The sequence below is a fragment of the Bacillus sp. RC240 genome, assembly GCF_044907945.1.
Classification (GTDB): Bacteria; Bacillota; Bacilli; order Bacillales; family Bacillaceae_G; genus Bacillus_A; species Bacillus_A mycoides.
This window is the reverse complement of the sequence record NZ_JBIYCT010000007.1, coordinates 1-16,424: the sequence shown is the minus strand read 5'-3', so window position 1 is coordinate 16,424 and position 16,424 is coordinate 1. Positions and strand designations below refer to the sequence as shown.

15 protein-coding genes are annotated in these 16,424 nt (G+C 36.1%); 10 read left to right on the top strand and 5 right to left on the bottom strand.

All coding sequences use genetic code 11. The features are described 5' to 3' along the window. Positions 1-183 precede the first annotated feature (183 nt). Positions 184-360 carry a hypothetical protein gene (locus tag ABH955_RS20770; protein ID WP_002091123.1) on the bottom strand — a complete coding sequence of 59 codons (177 nt, stop codon included), beginning with the start codon at positions 358-360 and terminating at the stop codon, positions 184-186. Positions 361-485: 125 nt separating this feature from the next. On the opposite strand from ABH955_RS20770, the gene ABH955_RS20765 reads away from it, so the two are divergent. From ABH955_RS20765 to ABH955_RS20750, 4 genes are all read left to right on the top strand, one after another. Next, the gene (locus ABH955_RS20765) at positions 486-767 is read left to right on the top strand and encodes a gamma-type small acid-soluble spore protein (protein WP_002125062.1); all 282 of its coding nucleotides are present in this window, start codon (positions 486-488) and stop codon (positions 765-767) included. A gap of 188 nt (positions 768-955) precedes the next feature. After that, positions 956-1,210 (top strand): YgaB family protein, encoded by a 255-nt coding sequence (locus ABH955_RS20760; RefSeq protein ID WP_002010338.1) that lies wholly within the window; start codon positions 956-958, stop codon positions 1,208-1,210. 319 nt (positions 1,211-1,529) lie between these two features. Next, positions 1,530-2,060 carry a nucleoside tri-diphosphate phosphatase gene (gene ntdP, locus ABH955_RS20755; RefSeq protein ID WP_000506630.1) on the top strand — a complete coding sequence of 177 codons (531 nt, stop codon included), beginning with the start codon at positions 1,530-1,532 and terminating at the stop codon, positions 2,058-2,060. A 54-nt stretch (positions 2,061-2,114) separates the two neighbouring features. Beyond that, a complete protein-coding gene (locus ABH955_RS20750; protein ID WP_002169212.1) occupies positions 2,115-3,875 on the top strand; it encodes an ABC transporter ATP-binding protein in 1,761 nt (586 codons plus the stop codon). Between the two features lie 15 nt (positions 3,876-3,890). Here the strand turns inward: ABH955_RS20750 and ABH955_RS20745 are convergent, their stop codons facing one another. From ABH955_RS20745 to hemL, 3 genes are all read right to left on the bottom strand, one after another. Beyond that, positions 3,891-4,979 (bottom strand): aromatic acid exporter family protein, encoded by a 1,089-nt coding sequence (locus tag ABH955_RS20745; protein WP_002063696.1) that lies wholly within the window; start codon positions 4,977-4,979, stop codon positions 3,891-3,893. Positions 4,980-5,248: 269 nt separating this feature from the next. Next, entirely contained in the window at positions 5,249-9,685 is a 4,437-nt protein-coding gene (locus ABH955_RS20740) for a glutamate synthase-related protein (RefSeq protein WP_404491618.1), read from the bottom strand. A 203-nt stretch (positions 9,686-9,888) separates the two neighbouring features. Beyond that, the gene (hemL, locus tag ABH955_RS20735) at positions 9,889-11,187 is read right to left on the bottom strand and encodes a glutamate-1-semialdehyde-2,1-aminomutase (protein WP_404491616.1); all 1,299 of its coding nucleotides are present in this window, start codon (positions 11,185-11,187) and stop codon (positions 9,889-9,891) included. A gap of 127 nt (positions 11,188-11,314) precedes the next feature. On the opposite strand from hemL, the gene ABH955_RS20730 reads away from it, so the two are divergent. The 6 genes from ABH955_RS20730 (at position 11,315) to perR (ending at position 15,608) form a co-directional block, all read left to right on the top strand. After that, positions 11,315-12,328 (top strand): ABC transporter ATP-binding protein, encoded by a 1,014-nt coding sequence (locus tag ABH955_RS20730; protein WP_404449254.1) that lies wholly within the window; start codon positions 11,315-11,317, stop codon positions 12,326-12,328. Then, positions 12,321-13,112, top strand: a complete 792-nt coding sequence (locus ABH955_RS20725) for an ABC transporter permease (protein ID WP_000521522.1) — start codon at positions 12,321-12,323, stop codon at positions 13,110-13,112. Before ABH955_RS20730 ends, ABH955_RS20725 begins: the two co-directional genes overlap by 8 nt. Before the next feature lie 4 nt (positions 13,113-13,116). After that, positions 13,117-13,902 carry an ABC transporter permease gene (locus tag ABH955_RS20720; RefSeq protein WP_002091114.1) on the top strand — a complete coding sequence of 262 codons (786 nt, stop codon included), beginning with the start codon at positions 13,117-13,119 and terminating at the stop codon, positions 13,900-13,902. 72 nt (positions 13,903-13,974) lie between these two features. Continuing rightward, complete coding sequence (locus ABH955_RS20715; protein ID WP_002091112.1) at positions 13,975-14,379, top strand: potassium channel family protein; 405 nt, start codon at positions 13,975-13,977, stop codon at positions 14,377-14,379. Positions 14,380-14,423: 44 nt separating this feature from the next. Beyond that, a complete protein-coding gene (bcp, locus tag ABH955_RS20710; RefSeq protein WP_002010353.1) occupies positions 14,424-14,879 on the top strand; it encodes a thioredoxin-dependent thiol peroxidase in 456 nt (151 codons plus the stop codon). Positions 14,880-15,179: 300 nt separating this feature from the next. Further along, positions 15,180-15,608, top strand: coding sequence for a peroxide-responsive transcriptional repressor PerR (gene perR / locus ABH955_RS20705; RefSeq protein ID WP_165762387.1), 429 nt, complete (start codon positions 15,180-15,182; stop codon positions 15,606-15,608). Positions 15,609-15,694: 86 nt separating this feature from the next. On the opposite strand, the gene ABH955_RS20700 is transcribed toward perR, so the two are convergent. Further along, the gene (locus ABH955_RS20700) at positions 15,695-16,051 is read right to left on the bottom strand and encodes a YgzB family protein (RefSeq protein ID WP_002063699.1); all 357 of its coding nucleotides are present in this window, start codon (positions 16,049-16,051) and stop codon (positions 15,695-15,697) included. Between the last annotated feature and the right edge of the window lie 373 nt (positions 16,052-16,424).

Genomic DNA, 16,424 nt, shown 5'->3' with positions numbered 1-16,424 from the left:
CCAATCGGGCTTTTATGGGCAGCAAGGCCCCAACCTAACTTCTTTGCTTTCGCTGCATTTTGAGGTGGGGTCTTACTGCCCGGCGAATAGCGGGATAAATAATAAAAACGTGTTCCAGAACTTTGGAACACGTTTTTTTATATTGAAAATAAATTTGTATTTTGAGGTTGAAAATCCACGCGTTTATAATCCGCCCCGTGACTCGATTTCTTTCACAACTTCTTTATAAATCGTTTGTCCCTCTACATTTAGATAAGGCATAATTTGCTGAAATGAATGATGAAAATAAGCTAATTCATCCTCTTTCCATTCATTTTTGGAAATCATAGTTAGCTCAGTCATATCACGTCCAGTATACATATTCCCACCTCCATCATATGTAGTTTGAATGAGTGATAAGAGATATATACGTGAATTTTTAAAAAGAAAATTAGGGATAACTTCTAAGTGAATTGGTTACATTATTGATTGTGGAGGTGAGAAAGATGAGTAAAAAACAACAAGGTTATAATAAGGCAACTTCTGGTGCTAGCATTCAAAGTACAAATGCTAGCTATGGTACAGAGTTTGCAACTGAAACGAATGTACAAGCAGTAAAACAAGCGAACGCACAATCAGAGGCACAGAAAGCACAAGCTTCTGCTGCTCAAAGTGCAAATGCTAGTTATGGTACAGAGTTTGCAACTGAAACAGATGTGCATGCAGTGAAAAAACAAAATGCACAATCAGCTGCAAAACAATCACAATCTTCTAGTTCAAACGAGTAATGAAAGAAAAACACTTCTCCAATTCGAGAGAAGTGTTTTCTTTGTGTGCGTGTCACTGTAATGAAAATAAAGGGAACGACATAACTTCTAATAAGTCAACAAATATAGTCAAAGGAGAAAGAAGTTCACGATTAGAAAATATGTAATAGGAATTATAACTGGCGAATGAATCAAAAAGGGGGTAAGTGATGAACGATTTTGATAAGTTGGTAGGAGAGCAGTTGGAAACGATGGATGAGCTTTTAAAGTTACAATCACATTTAGAGAAGTATCAGCAAATTGAAATGAGTGGAAGGGATACGTGCGATAAAAAAGAATTGCATTTTATCCGTCAAGAAATATATAGAACAGAAATAGCATTAAAACTTTTGCATGAAAAATTTGAACAGCAAACGAATAATGTGATTCAATCTTTTGAAACCGAAAAAATAATTTCAAATTAAGGGTGAGATATGTTGTTGATTTTAGGTGAAAAGTCCTTTCTTAAACAGAGGTGAGGGGGCTTTTCTTTTTGTTATATCTTCGTTTAATCTTCTAAAATACGTATTGCTAATTCATAGGAAATGTTCCTTCGTTAAAAGGGTTAGTGATGTAGTATTCAATAATACAAACTTCATTATATTCCTCATGAAAACAAGTGTCCTATCGCTTTAGTTTTAAAATTTTGACAAAAAAGTTATAATAGAAAAAAAGTGAATGCAGTTCAAGGGGTAGTTAAGACAACTTAAGAAAAGCATTTGCGGTTGAAAGAAGGGAGCATATATGGGATTTCCCAAAGAAGGAGAAAAGGTACAAATACATAGTTATAAACATAATGGCTCCATTCATAGAATGTGGGAAGAGACAACAATTTTAAAAGGGACGCAGAGCCTTGTGATCGGAGCAAATGATCGTACAGTAGTTACGGAATCAGATGGTCGAACATGGGTTACTCGCGAACCTGCGATTTGTTACTTCCATGCTAATTATTGGTTTAATGTAATTGGAATGCTGAGAGAAGAAGGAGTATATTATTATTGTAATTTAAGTTCTCCTTTTGCATATGACTCTGAAGCATTAAAGTATATTGATTACGACTTAGACATTAAAGTGTATCCAGATATGACATATACACTTTTGGATGAAGATGAGTATGAAAAGCATAGTCAAATCATGCAGTATCCACCTGTTATTGATACAATTTTAAAACGAAATGTAGCACATTTAACACAGTGGATTCATCAAAGAAAAGGTCCATTCGCACCGGATTTCGTAGATATGTGGTACGAAAGATATTTAATGTACAGAAATTAAAACAAACCTGCAGGGAATTTCCCGGCAGGTTTGTCCTATTAGAGGGGGGATTATGTGCAAGGTATAAAAAGATATTTACAATTTGTTAAACCATATCGATGGCTTATTGCTATTACAATTATTATTGGTCTTGTGAAGTTCGGTATCCCGCTTATTATGCCATGGTTATTAAAGTATATTATTGATGATGTTATTCAAGGCACGGGATCGCTTCAAGAAAAAACGTCTCAATTAATAACCGCAATTGGGATTGCTTTTTTTATTTTTGCAGTAGTAAGACCGCCGATAGAATATTATCGTCAATATTTCGCGCAGCGCATTGCCAATACAATACTATACGATTTACGAAAATACATTTTTGGGCACTTGCAAAAATTGAGCTTACGTTATTATTCGAACACAAAAACAGGGGAGCTTATTTCACGTGTAATCCATGATGTAGAACAAACGAAGGACTTTGTAATTACTGGTCTTATGAATGTCTGGTTAGATACTGCAACAATTGTTATTGCCATTATCGTTATGTTTTCTATGAATATAAAATTAACCTTTGTTGCTTTATTAATCTTACCTATTTATGTAGTTGCAGTGAAATATTTTTTCGGGCGCCTTCGAAAATTGACGAAAGAGCGCTCGCAAGCGTTAGCAACTATGCAAGGGTATTTACATGAACGTATTCAAGGGATGCAAGTGACACGTAGTTTTGCATTAGAAGAGTATGAAAGAGGACAGTTTGAAAAGAGAAACAATGAATTTTTAACGAAAGCACTAACTCATACGAGTTGGACGGCGAGAACGTTTTCGGTAGTGAATACGTTAACGGATTTAGGGCCGTTACTTGTTATTGGTTTTGCGGCATATGAGGTAATTCAAGGGTCGTTAACACTGGGTACGATGGTTGCTTTTGTTGGATATATGGATAGTTTATATAGTCCGCTTCGTCGCCTTGTTAATTCATCTACAACATTAACACAGTCTTTCGCTTCGATGGATCGAGTGTTTGAATTGTTGGATGAAAAATACGATATTGTTAATGTGCCAAATGCGGTGCAAGCGAAAAGGCTAGATGGGGAAGTTATATTTGATAATGTTTCTTTTCGTTATAATGCGGATGAAAAAGAAATATTGCATAATCTGTCATTAACTATGCGCCCGGGAGAGAAGGTTGCGCTTGTAGGGGCAAGTGGAGGAGGAAAGTCATCTCTTGCTAGTTTAATTCCGCGTTTTTACGATGTTTCTGAAGGTGCAGTTTATATAGACGGGATAGATGTAAGAAAGTATAATATGAGAAATTTACGTAGTCATATTGGAATTGTGCTACAAGATAATTTATTATTTAGCGATACAATCGGGGCTAATATTTTATATGGCAATCCGAAAGCTACAGAGGCGGAAGTGATTTCAGCTGCCAAAGCTGCACAAATTCATAATTTTATTACAGAGTTGCCAGAGGGCTATGATACTGTCGTTGGGGAACGTGGTGTGAAATTATCTGGTGGACAAAGACAGCGTGTAGCAATCGCACGGGTTTTTCTAAAGAATCCGTCTTTACTTATATTAGATGAAGCAACTTCCGCTTTAGATTTAGAAAATGAACGATATATTCAAGAGGCACTGCAAACGTTAGCTGCAGATCGGACAACAATTATTATTGCACATCGATTAGCGACGATTACGCATGTTGATACAATTATTTATGTTGAAGATGGTGAAATAAAAGAAAAGGGTTCTCATGAAGAGTTAATGAAAAAGAGGGGGTTTTATTACAATCTATATCAACTTCAGCATATAACAGAAACAGCTCCTTTAGCGTAAAAAGGAGCTGTTTTTTTATTCGTCTTCTTTTTTATCTTCGATTTGGAGTTCGCTTTCTGGTTTATGGTATGTGTAGAAGCTATCCACAAGTAAATCTAAATGCTCTACTTCCTCACTGTAGTTAATAATTGAAGAAATAAGAGGGAAGAGGTGTAACCATATTTTATATGCTTCCTCATCGTCTTTATTTTGATAATCCATAAAGATATCAATCAATTCTTGTTTACCGGTTTCAACTTCATCAAGCATCTCAACGGATTGTTGTTTCTTTGCTTTACCAATAAATTTTAATAACACTTGTTCGTGATAATGCGTTAATGAATCAAGTTCGTTTTGAATAGATTCCTGAAACTCTTCTGGCATATAGCGCAGTTCATTTTCGGTGCGATGTAATGATTTTAACGTGCTTAAAGCGCGGCTTGTTGTCGCTAACATTTGTCTGAATAAAACGAGCTTACGAATTTTCGCGAATTGTATTTTTTTCGTATAGCTTCTTTCTTCTTTATACAGCAAATAGTAATGATTTAGTTTAATCATTTTTTCTTTCATGCGATCAATATCGGTTTTTAGCGTTGTAAAATCAGAAGCTTGCCTACTGTTCATACGAATCCATTTAACAATTTCCTCTGTATTATCAACGATGCGATGGTAAAGTTTTGTTTCATATTTTGGCGGCATAAATACTAAATTTACAAGCGAAGCCGCAATAATTCCAATCATAATCGTCGCGAATCGAAGTAAGGCAAAATTAAAGAAATCTTCGCCTTGATACTCCATAATGGCGATAACTGTTACTAAAGCGAGTGATATTGTTTTTTCTAAGCGTAATTGTAAAGTAAGAGCAATTACTAATATACACGTTAATCCAATAATAAAAGGATTATGTCCAAAAGCAGTAGCAAATACGATAGCGAATACAGCACCAATTACGTTTGCTTGAATTTGCTCAAGAGCAGTTAAATACGAGCGGTATACAGACGGTTGAACAGCAAAGATAGCTGAGATTCCCGCAAATACAGGACTCGGTAATTGAAGTAAAATACAAGCAAATAAAGCTAATGTAATGGCAATACCCGTTTTTAAAATGCGAGCACCAAGTTTCATACCCTTATTGATATCCTTTCTCTTGTCATAATGAATGTACAACATGATACTATACATTCATTACAATATGTTAGCAAGTGATATTTTAGTGACGTTAAAAAGTTTAATAAATAAATTACAATCAATTTATAATTTCTCCAAATTCACTTTAAACATCTATTCTTTAATAAAAAAACCTGCTGAATTTCAGCAGGTTTCAAATTGTTATTCTAGATTACTATGCGATGCTCGCTTCGTCAATTTTTTTATGAAAATAAATATTGTACATGTCATTCAGTTGAAATAGATGGATCCGCCTGTTCTTTTTTCGGGATAATTTCATAGAAGTGAAGCTGGATATCATCTAATAATGGTGTTAACAAAGCGACTTCTTCATATTGTTCGTGCTCATTTAATACACGAATGTAGTCTAATAATAATTCATTCACATCTTGCAAACCATTTTTACTAATTGGCTGTAATGTTACATTTGCACCTTTAGCAATTCTTCTTTTTAAAGCGTGTTCTGTTAAACCTAAGTTTGGATCATGATGTAAATAAACAACACCACCAGTCATGCCGGCACAAATCCATGGACCAGGATCTCCTAAAACAAGAGCGCGACCATTTGTCATATATTCAAAAGCAAATCCTTTTATATTAGAATATACTCCGATATTTCCTTGTTCTTTTTCGCGGAGTGGTTTTGTAATTCTGCCTCCAATTATCATATCTGCTCCAGAAAGGCGAATGCCAGCACGAGCATCGGCGTTACCTTGCACGTATAATGCACCTTTTTGAGCACCGTATCCAAATCCTTTTCCGACAGAACCGTTATAATATGTTCCATCTGTTCCTTTTGCTTTCGTTATATAAATGCCACCGCCAAATGAAGTTTTTCCAATTCCATCTTGCGCGCCACCATTTACGTGTATAAATAAGTTCTCGCTATTGTACGCGCCTAATCCGTTTCCGGGAACAGATCCGTTTGTATACTTTAATGTAAGTGGTTCAAGATGAGTGTTTTCATATAATTTGCTACGAATACGATAACAGGATTCTAGACCGCCCATTACGCGTTGCTCTACGCCGACGCTTACTAATTCTTTTGACTGGAGAGAATTTGTTGTTTCAAATTGTTTTTCTTGTACAGATGCCGTTATTTTCACAGATGAATCTTCTATCGTTTGTATTAAATTACGTAAGTCTAATAAGTCCTTGCCTCGAGTTTGTTCTAATAAATCCGATTGTCCGATAATATCTTGTAAGTTTGTGTAACCGAGCTGCCCTGTTAAACGTTTCAATTCTGTACCGAAAGTAGTGAATAGGCTTAATAGCCCTGTAACTGCGCTTTCTAATTCACGTGGAACGAAACGGCGCAGTCCATGTTCTTTCGCTTGAGCTTCAGATTCAATTTGTGTTGCAATTCCGACGTGGCACGTATCAAGATGACAACCACGGCAAGTTGTACAGCCGATTGCAATCATTGATAATGTGCCAAATCCGATCCGGTTTGCTCCGAGGAGCATGATTTTTAAGGCGTCATTTACACTTCGAATACCGCCATCTGCCCAAATCTCTACTTTATGTCTCATATTTGCTTCTAGTAACGCATTGTGAGCAGCTTTAACACCAATCTCTACAGGAAGACCAACATGTTGCAATGCGTGAATACGCGCAGCACCTGTTCCGCCATCAAATCCACTAATGTTAATAAAGTCAGCGCCAGCTTTTGCGATACCGACAGCAATTGTTCCGATGTTAGGAACGACAGGAACTTTTACAGCTACTTTTGCAAGATGATTAGCCGTTTTAATTTCTGTAATCATTTGAGCCAAGTCTTCAATTGAATAAATATCATGGTTGTTAGAAGGTGAAATTAAATCCGAACCAATTGTAGCATTACGTGCTTCCGCAATTTTGGCAGTCACTTTTGAACCAGGCAAATGTCCACCTTCACCAGGCTTCGCTCCTTGACCTATTTTAATTTCAATTAAATTTGATGAATTTAGTAGTTCAGCGTTTACTCCAAATCGGCCAGATGCAACTTGTTGTCCGCGTGTATGTGGGTACTTACCAATCATATCTTTAATTTCGCCGCCTTCACCGTTCAAACTAATCATATTTAGCTGATCGGCAGCTTCTGCATACGCGCGAAAGGCAATTTCATTTTGAGAACCAAATGACATAGAACTAATAATAAATGGTAAATCATGATTGTGAATGCCGATGGACACTTCTTCAGTCGGAACTACATGCTGTGCTTGTTTTGTTTGAACAAGGTGCCTGATTGCGATGGGAGTGTTTTCTTCTAATTCACTTAACTTGTCGCGGTAATCATCATAAGAGTTTCCTTTTGCAACATCACCAATTGCTTTCCAAATCCGCGGGAATATATGAAATGATTTTCGCATTCTAACTTTTGGATCGTTAAAATCCTCAGCTCGAATTTTTGCATCTTCAGCAAGTGATTCAAGTGAAAAAGCTAAATTATTTGAACCGCAGAAGTTTGTAATTTGTAATATATTTGCGATTTCCTCATGTAATCCAATAGAGGAGAAGAGGCGACCGTAACCGCGTAATTCATGAATTCCAATCGTTGAAATTACTTTCTCTAGTCCTTTATTAAGTGCGGTATACAAATTAGTAATTGGTACTTTTGTTTCATCATTTACCGTTGCGAACAATAAATATGGATTAATACCATCTGCCCCTAATCCGTATAGCGTGACGATATCGTGTAAGGAGCGAAGGGCACCGGAACGTATAACGAGAGAGCATTTCCGGCGTAATTTATTTTTAGTTAATGCTTGATGTACTTTGGCAGTAACTAAATGTGGGTCAATCCATAACAGTTCATTTTGATGAGATTTAGCATCATCTAATAATAGTAGGGAAGCACCATTTTTAACGGCTGCTATCGCTTCGGAACTAATTCGATTTAATGCGATTTGTAGAGTTTCTGATGGACTAAATGTAACAGAAATTGTAGAGACAGAGCTATGAGTAATGAATAGCTGTATAAGTTGTTCGTACGTAATCGTGTGTAAGTCTGCCGCGATAGATTGAGCTAAATTCCCTTCTAAAATAATGGGTGAAAGCATCTCGATTACAAATGGTTGTTTAGAGTTATCTAATAAACCCGGACGCTCTCCGAGTACAGTACGTGTGGAGAAGTGTTCAACTTCTCGATCGCGATCGATTGCTGGATTTGTAACAACGGCTACACTTTCCTTAATGAAATCAGCAATATTTCGTCTATCTGTATCAAGTGCGGCAAGTGGTGAGTCATGCCCAAGTGAACGAATTGGTTCGACGCCTTTTGTCGCCATTTGTTCAAGGAGCTGAATATGTTCTCGATCCCAGCCGAAAGCGACGTATTGATTCGTTTCAACTTGAACCGAATCACATAATCCCTCAGTTTCTTTCGTTTCAGGGATAGATAAGTTTACATGATAATTGGTAACATCGATTCGTTTCTTAAAACGGTTATATACTTCAATTTGATAATTGTCGTATTCATAGAGAACGAGCTCATCTTGTTGATTCCATTTTAATCCAACTTTTTCTCCAGGAGCGAGTGGTTTCGGCTCTGCTACATATTCAGTTGGTGATACAACTCCAGGTTCAGAAGAGAAAATATAGGAGCTCTCTGTCTCTACTTTCCAAACTGGGCGTAATCCAAGGGAATCGACACTGAAAACAGCTTCATCTTTATAACGTGAAATAATACCAGCTGGACCTTGTGCGAAATGCCCCCAAGCCTCACGTATATAAGTGTATAAGTTTTGTAAGTTTGTTTCGTAAAGCTTTATTTCATTAATAATTGGTGGAAATAATATATCCATTGCTTCAAATAAACTGTAGTTATACTGAACGAGAAGGGTTTCTAAGGTGCGGTTTAAATCTTGGGAATCACTGCCCCCGGCAGTAAGTGGTACATTAATCATTTCAGCTTGATCGCGTAATTTTGCGATCGTGTTAATTTCGCCATTATGTCCGAGAATGCTAAATGGTTGTACACGAAAAAAATTAGATAACGTATTAGTAGAATAGCGATTATGTCCTAGTGTCATAGTTGAAGCGATAAGTGGGTGTTGTAAATCATTGTAATAAGCAACGAGTGTATCGCCAGCACCGAGAACTTTATATACAACATGTTCATGACTTAATGAGGCAACATGAATTGCTTCATTTTCTTCGATTTTTATTGTTACAGAAAATAATGTTTGTTCAATATTTTTAACTTCACTTTCGGCGATAAGGGCAATTTGCCAAAATAAAGGTTCTTCTTGTTTACCAAGAGGACCGAGTGCATCTGAGTTTATTACATCATCATTTTCGAGAACAATTGTAAAGCTTTCATTGTTTAGTTGCGTACGAATGTAATCTTTTAACTCGGCAATGTTTTCTTTTTTGTTTAGAAAAAAATGTCCAACGATAAAGTGGGGATGATCCACAATCGTTGGATTATATCCGCTACTTTTCAGTTTTTCATTCCAAAGTGCTTTTGGCATGTCGATATGAATTCCGATACCATCTCCTTCGCCGTTAATGAAACCAGCTCTATGATTCATTTTGACTAGAGATTGTATACAAAGATCGATGTTTTCTTTTGTAGGAATTCTTCGTTTTTCCATAACGGAAACGATTCCACACGCATCATGTTCTGCATTTTTATAATTCTGAAATAAAGACGGTGTCCATTTATTTTTTTTATTGAGCATCCGTCAATCCCCCCTCTGGAAAATGAATTTTGAATAATCTTACTATTTAAGGCGTGAACTGCCTTATATACATGGATAGTAAAGATATAAAAGGATATAAAACAGATAATTATGAATAATTATACTATTAATGAGGGATTTATGAAATAGAAAAAAGGAAAAAAGAAAGATGGGCTTTCTTTTTTCCTTTTGTAATGAAGAGATTATTTATTGTTCGCTAGGGTAGAAAATACTCTGCCAACAGCTTCAATTGTATATTCAATATCTTCTTTTGTATGTTCTGTCGTTAAGAACCATGCTTCATATTTAGAAGGTGCTAAATTAATACCTTCTTGAAGCATCAGCTTGAAGAATCTACCGAACATTTCACCATCTGTATTTTTGGCTGCATCGTAATCTTCAATTGTATTTGTCGTGAAGTATACAGTTAATGCACCCTTTAGACGGTTTACTGTAATATCGATGTTATGTTTTTTAGCTTGATCTAAAATTCCTTTTTCAAGCATTGCGCCAAGTGCATCTAATTTCTCGTATACGCCTTCTTGTTGAAGTACTTCTAGACAGGCAATCCCTGATGCCATAGAAGCAGGGTTCCCAGCCATTGTACCAGCTTGGTATGCAGGGCCGAGCGGTGCAACTTGTTCCATAATTTCTTTCTTACCACCGTAAGCACCAATTGGAAGTCCACCGCCGATAACTTTACCAAGTGCTGTTAAATCTGGGGTTACGCCAAGTAAGTCTTGAGCGCCGCCATACATAAAGCGGAAAGCAGTAATAACTTCATCATAAATTACTAGTGCACCAGCTTCGTGAACGAGTTCATTAACTTTTTCAAGGAAGCCAGGTTTTGGCTCAACAATACCGAAGTTTCCAACGATTGGCTCTACAAGGATAGCTGCTACTTCGTGTCCCCATTTATCTAACGCTTCTTTTAAAGTTTCTACATTATTAAATGGAACAGTAATAACTTCTTGAGCGATACTTTGTGGCACACCAGCTGAATCAGGAATTCCAAGAGTAGAAGGACCAGAGCCAGCTGCTACAAGTACTAAATCGGAATGACCGTGGTAACAACCAGCGAATTTCATAATTTTTGTGCGGCCAGTGTAAGCACGAGCAACACGAATGGTTGTCATAACGGATTCTGTACCAGAGTTCACGAAGCGAACTTTATCTAAAGCGGGCATTGCTTCTTTTAACATTTTTGCGAATTTTACTTCTAGTGCTGTTGGAGTACCGTATAGTACGCCGTTTTCAGCCGCTGTTTTAATTGCTTCTGTTACGTGTGGGTGAGCATGTCCAGTAATAATAGGGCCATACGCTGCTAAATAGTCGATATATTTATTTCCATCTACATCCCAGAAATAAGCACCTTTTCCGCGTTCCATTGCAACAGGAGAACCGCCTCCAACTGCTTTAAAAGAACGGGAAGGACTATTAACACCACCAACGATATGTTCTAAAGCTTCTTTATGTAACGCTTCTGATTTTGTGAAATTCACTACAATTCATCTCCTTACAAAAATCTATGTATTATTCTAACATGTTTTTTGAAAAGACGTATTGTTTGTGATAGAAGGAGCAGTTGGGTAAACTATTCGTTGTGACATTTAGGAAGGGGGTCCGATTATGAAATCGGTAATTGAGGTACAAGGGTTACGTAAAGAGTTTACAGCTTATTCAAGTCGTCCGGGATTAAAGGGTGCATTTCGCGATTTATTAAATCGTAATTATAAAATAGTACCAGCAGTAAATGATGTTTCTTTTACTGTAAAGCAAGGTGAAATGGTTGGTTATATTGGTGAGAATGGTGCTGGTAAATCAACGACGATTAAAATGCTTACAGGGATTTTGACTCCGACATCAGGACAAATTACAGTGAATGGAATGAATCCACACAAACAGAGAGAAGAATTTGTAAGAACAATCGGCGTTGTGTTTGGTCAGCGTTCCCAGCTTTGGTGGGATATTGCTGTACAAGAATCATTTCGTTTATTGAAGAAAGTGTACGGTGTATCAGACGCTCAGTATAAGGAACATATGGAACATGTTATTGAAACGTTAGATATTGGTCCTTTGTTAGATAAACCGGTACGGAAATTATCTCTTGGTCAAAGAATGCGTTGTGAATTGGCAGCGGCGTTAATTCATAATCCGCCGTTATTATTTTTAGATGAGCCAACAATTGGACTAGATGTTCTTGTGAAATTGAAAATACGAGAATTCTTAAAAGAGATGAATGAACGTTATAAAACAACAATTTTATTAACGACACATGATATTACTGATATTGAAGCTTTATGTGAACGTGTCATCATGCTTGATGAAGGGAATATTATGTATGACGGATCTTTAGATGATCTTCGTACGCAGTGGGGAGTAGAGAAGGAAATACATTTTCAGTTTGTTGCCCCGGTTTCATACCAGGAGTTATCAATGGTTATGCCAGATAGTCATGTTGTTTGGTTAAAAGCGAAAGAAGAAAACGCATGGGTTGCAAAAATACCGAATGAAGAAGTTATCATCTCTATGTTGATTTCTAAAGTAGTACAAGCCTTTCAAATTAAAGATTTGAAAATTAACGAAGTGTCTACAGAGGAAATTATTCGTAACATTTATGAAGAAGGTATTATGCATGGGTAAGTATATTGAAATGATTCGGATTCGCTTTTTAATGATGCTTGCTTATCGTACAAATTATTACAGCGGGATTTTAATTTATACGATTAACATTGGTGCGTATTATTTTTTATGGCAAGCAATTTATAGCGGGAAAGAGAATATTGAAAGTTTATCTATTTCACAAATGACTACGTATATTGCGATCGCATGGATGGCACGCGCTTTTTATTTCAATAATATAGATAGAGAAATTGCGATGGAAATTCAAGAAGGGCGTGTGGCGGTAGAGCTAATTCGTCCGTACAACTATTTAGGTATGAAAGTTATGCAAGGGCTTGGAGAAGGGATATTTCGTTTTGCTTTCTTTTCGATTCCGGGCATGGTTATTGTTACGTTATTATTTTCATTACAAATTACAACGAATTTTCAAACGTGGTTATATTTCTTCCTATCTTTAATATTTAGTTTTATCATTAATACACAAATAAATTTAATGACAGGAATGCTTACATTCTTCTTATTTAATAATAGTGGAATTATGTATGCGAAACGTGTTGTTATCGATTTATTTTCTGGTTTATTATTACCGATTAGTTTTTATCCGTTATGGGCCCAAAAAGCAATGGTGTTTTTACCGTTTCAAGCAATTAGTTATATTCCAAGTATGATTTTCTCTGAAGGTATACAAGGAAGTAAGTTATATGAAGCTTTATTATTTCAAGTGATTTGGGCAATTATACTTATTATTCCAATTGTACTGATGTGGAAAACGGCGAGAAAACGTCTAATCGTACAAGGGGGATGACGAGATGATATATATAAAATTATTTTTGCAATATGCAAGTCAATATATAAAAACAAAATTGGAGTATCGTGGTGATTTTATCGTCGGATTACTTTCAGATTTATCACTACAAGCTGTTAATTTAATCTTCATTCTCGTTGTGTTTGGGCACACCCAAGCACTAAAAGGGTGGAGCCGAGAAGAAGTAATCTTTATTTATGGTTTCTTTTTAGTACCGTTTGCCATTTTTTCAGCTTTCTTTAATATATGGGATTTTAATGATCGTTACATTATTAAAGGAGAAATGGATCGTATATTAACGAGACCGATTCATAGTTTGTTTCAAATTATATTAGAAAGAATGGAACTTGAATCTTTAATTGGAGCTATTACGGGGATTATTGTGATGGGTTATGCAGCAATGGAGCTGCAATTATCTTTTTACTGGTATGATTTCTTCTTATTCCTACTTATGGTAGGGGGAGGGGCACTTGTGTACGGCGGGATATTTGTTACGCTTGCAAGTCTTGGCTTTTGGTCGGATGCGAAAAGTTCCATTATGCCGCTTATGTATAACATAGGGAATTATGGACGCTACCCTGTTGATATTTATAACCGTGTTATTGGCTTTGTTTTAACGTTTGTTTTACCGTTTGCATTTGTTGGGGTATATCCAGCAGCATACTTTTTAAGAAAAACAGAGTGGAATAGCTATGCTTTCGCAACGCCAATTGTTGGTGTTATCTGTTTTACTATTGCAATTACCCTCTGGAATCAAGGGGTTAAACGATATCGTGGTGCGGGAAATTAATTATAGAAGCTTGTTCGTTTCTAAGGGATAAATCCGCTATAGTCCTCATACATATAAAATGAGGTGGAGGACATGTTATGGGGATTTATTCTATTAATTGCGGCAATCGCTATTTTGAGAAGTGTCCAATTATTATGGAGTTCATATTCAAATTCCAATCGTTTCTTTTCGCTGTACAATTTAGCTACGTTGTTTTTAATTTATACAACGGTACTGATTGCGTTTGGATTAAGTTATGTTGTGCTAGAGGAAATGGGTTTTGCGGTTTTAAAAGAAGATGGGGATAGGCTAAGTGCTCATTCCTTTCAACTCGTTGAAATATGTTTATATTTTAGCGCGGTTACTTTATTGTCCGTTGGATATGGTGATATAGCTCCGATTGGAATCGGAAGATGGATTGCAATTGGAGAAGCATTAATTGGATATACATTACCGTTTGCTTTTGTGGTAAGGACTGTAATGGACAATGAAAAATAAGGTAGCATTTGTTATAGTAATAGAAAAGAAAAGGAGTGATAACAATGATCACAGTAGGAGAAATAGCACCGGAATTCACATTAGAGGGAAGTACCGGAGAACAAATTCGCTTAGCTGACTTCCGAGGTAAAAATGTAGTTTTATATTTTTACCCCAAAGATATGACTCCAGGGTGTACAACTGAAGCATGTGATTTTCGTGATGCATATGGATTATTCCAAGAGAAGGACACGGTCATCCTTGGCGTAAGTCCTGATTCGGTGAACAGACATATGAAATTCATCGAGAAGCATGAGCTTCCATTTGTACTTTTAGTAGATGAAGATCATAAAGTAGCAGAATTGTACGATGTTTGGAAGTTGAAAAAGAACTTTGGAAAAGAGTACATGGGAATCGAGCGTTCTACATTCCTTATCAATAAAGATGGTGAACTTGTAAAAGAATGGCGTAAAGTGAAAGTGAAGGGACATATTGAGGACGTTCTTTCTTATATAAAATAAATCTATATTAATGTGGAAAAAAATACATATGTAAGGCATGCGTCTATACATATTTTCTTGCGATACATAAAGTGAAAGTGTAGGGCATACCTCCTCAGATGATAGTATTCCAAGTGCGATTATGTCGCACTTTTTTCTATGTAAATGTATAGGAAATACGGGAAGTTACATAAGAATAAGGCTATATACAAAAATAAACCACATACTTATAGTAGAAATATTGACGATTTATAAGAAAAGGAGTACACTCTTTATAAGAATTATAAAATAATAATCCGTATAGAATCGGGGTGCATGACGGTGGTCAAAGAAGAATTAAAAGAAGCGCTAGAAATGCTGAAAAATACGGGTGTACGCATTACTCCACAGCGTCATGCTATTTTAGAGTACCTTGTGGAATCTATGACGCACCCAACAGCGGATGACATTTATAAAGCATTAGAAGGTAAGTTTCCAAATATGAGTGTTGCAACTGTCTATAATAACTTACGTGTGTTTAAAGAAGTTGGACTTGTAAAGGAATTAACTTATGGGGACGCTTCAAGTAGATTTGATTATGTTACAAGTCAACATTATCATGTGATTTGCGAAAAATGTGGTAAGATTGTTGATTTTCCTTATGGAGGTTTGGAACAGCTTGAAGAGGAAGCTGCGAAAACGACAGGATTCATTATTAATAGTCATCGCTTAGAAATTTATGGCGTTTGTCCAGAGTGTCATAAGGCGTAATATATAATAAAGAAAGAGGGTGACGATTAAGTCACCCTCTTTCTTTATTATATAGGGATGAAAAAATACTAAAGTGAAAGTACGTGTTATCCTTTATAGCTTTTTTTATTGTACTTCTCATTAAATTCTTTTCCTTCTAAACTCGGATCCAGTGTTAAAGGTTGGTTGCAATGCATGCATGCGTCGACACGACCAAGCATTTTTGTTGGCTTATCGCAGCTTGGACAAATAATTTGTACAGTCTTAGTAGATAACATACCAATCCAAAAATAAACGACAGTACTAGCGATAACAGCTAAAAAGCCAACCATCATAAATGTTGTCATAATAATAATGTTGTCACGGAAAAAGACTCCTAAGTATGCAATGAAGAGGCCGATAAATACTAAACTTAATGCGAAGGTCCGAATTTTATTGATTTTGTTCGAATATTTAATGCTCATTCTCACCACGCTCCTATAATAATAATATAACATAAAATTTAGAATTTTCACTCGTGTGTAAACTTAGTAAAATGATAAGGAGATATGATTTTTTAAGCTTTTAACGGGATGTGAAATTTTTTTATAAAAAGTATTGACCCTACATATACTGCATGATATATTAATAAACGTCGCTGATGCAGAAACGCAGTGAACGACAAAAAAGAATTTTGAAAAACTTAGTTGACATCGGGGAACGAAGATGTTAACATGAGAAAGTCGCAATTGAGCGGCGAAGTAGTTCTTTGAAAACTGAACGAAACAAACAACGTGAACGTCAATTTTTATTTTTAGATGCTAGACAAACTAACTTTATTGGAGAGTTTGATCCTGG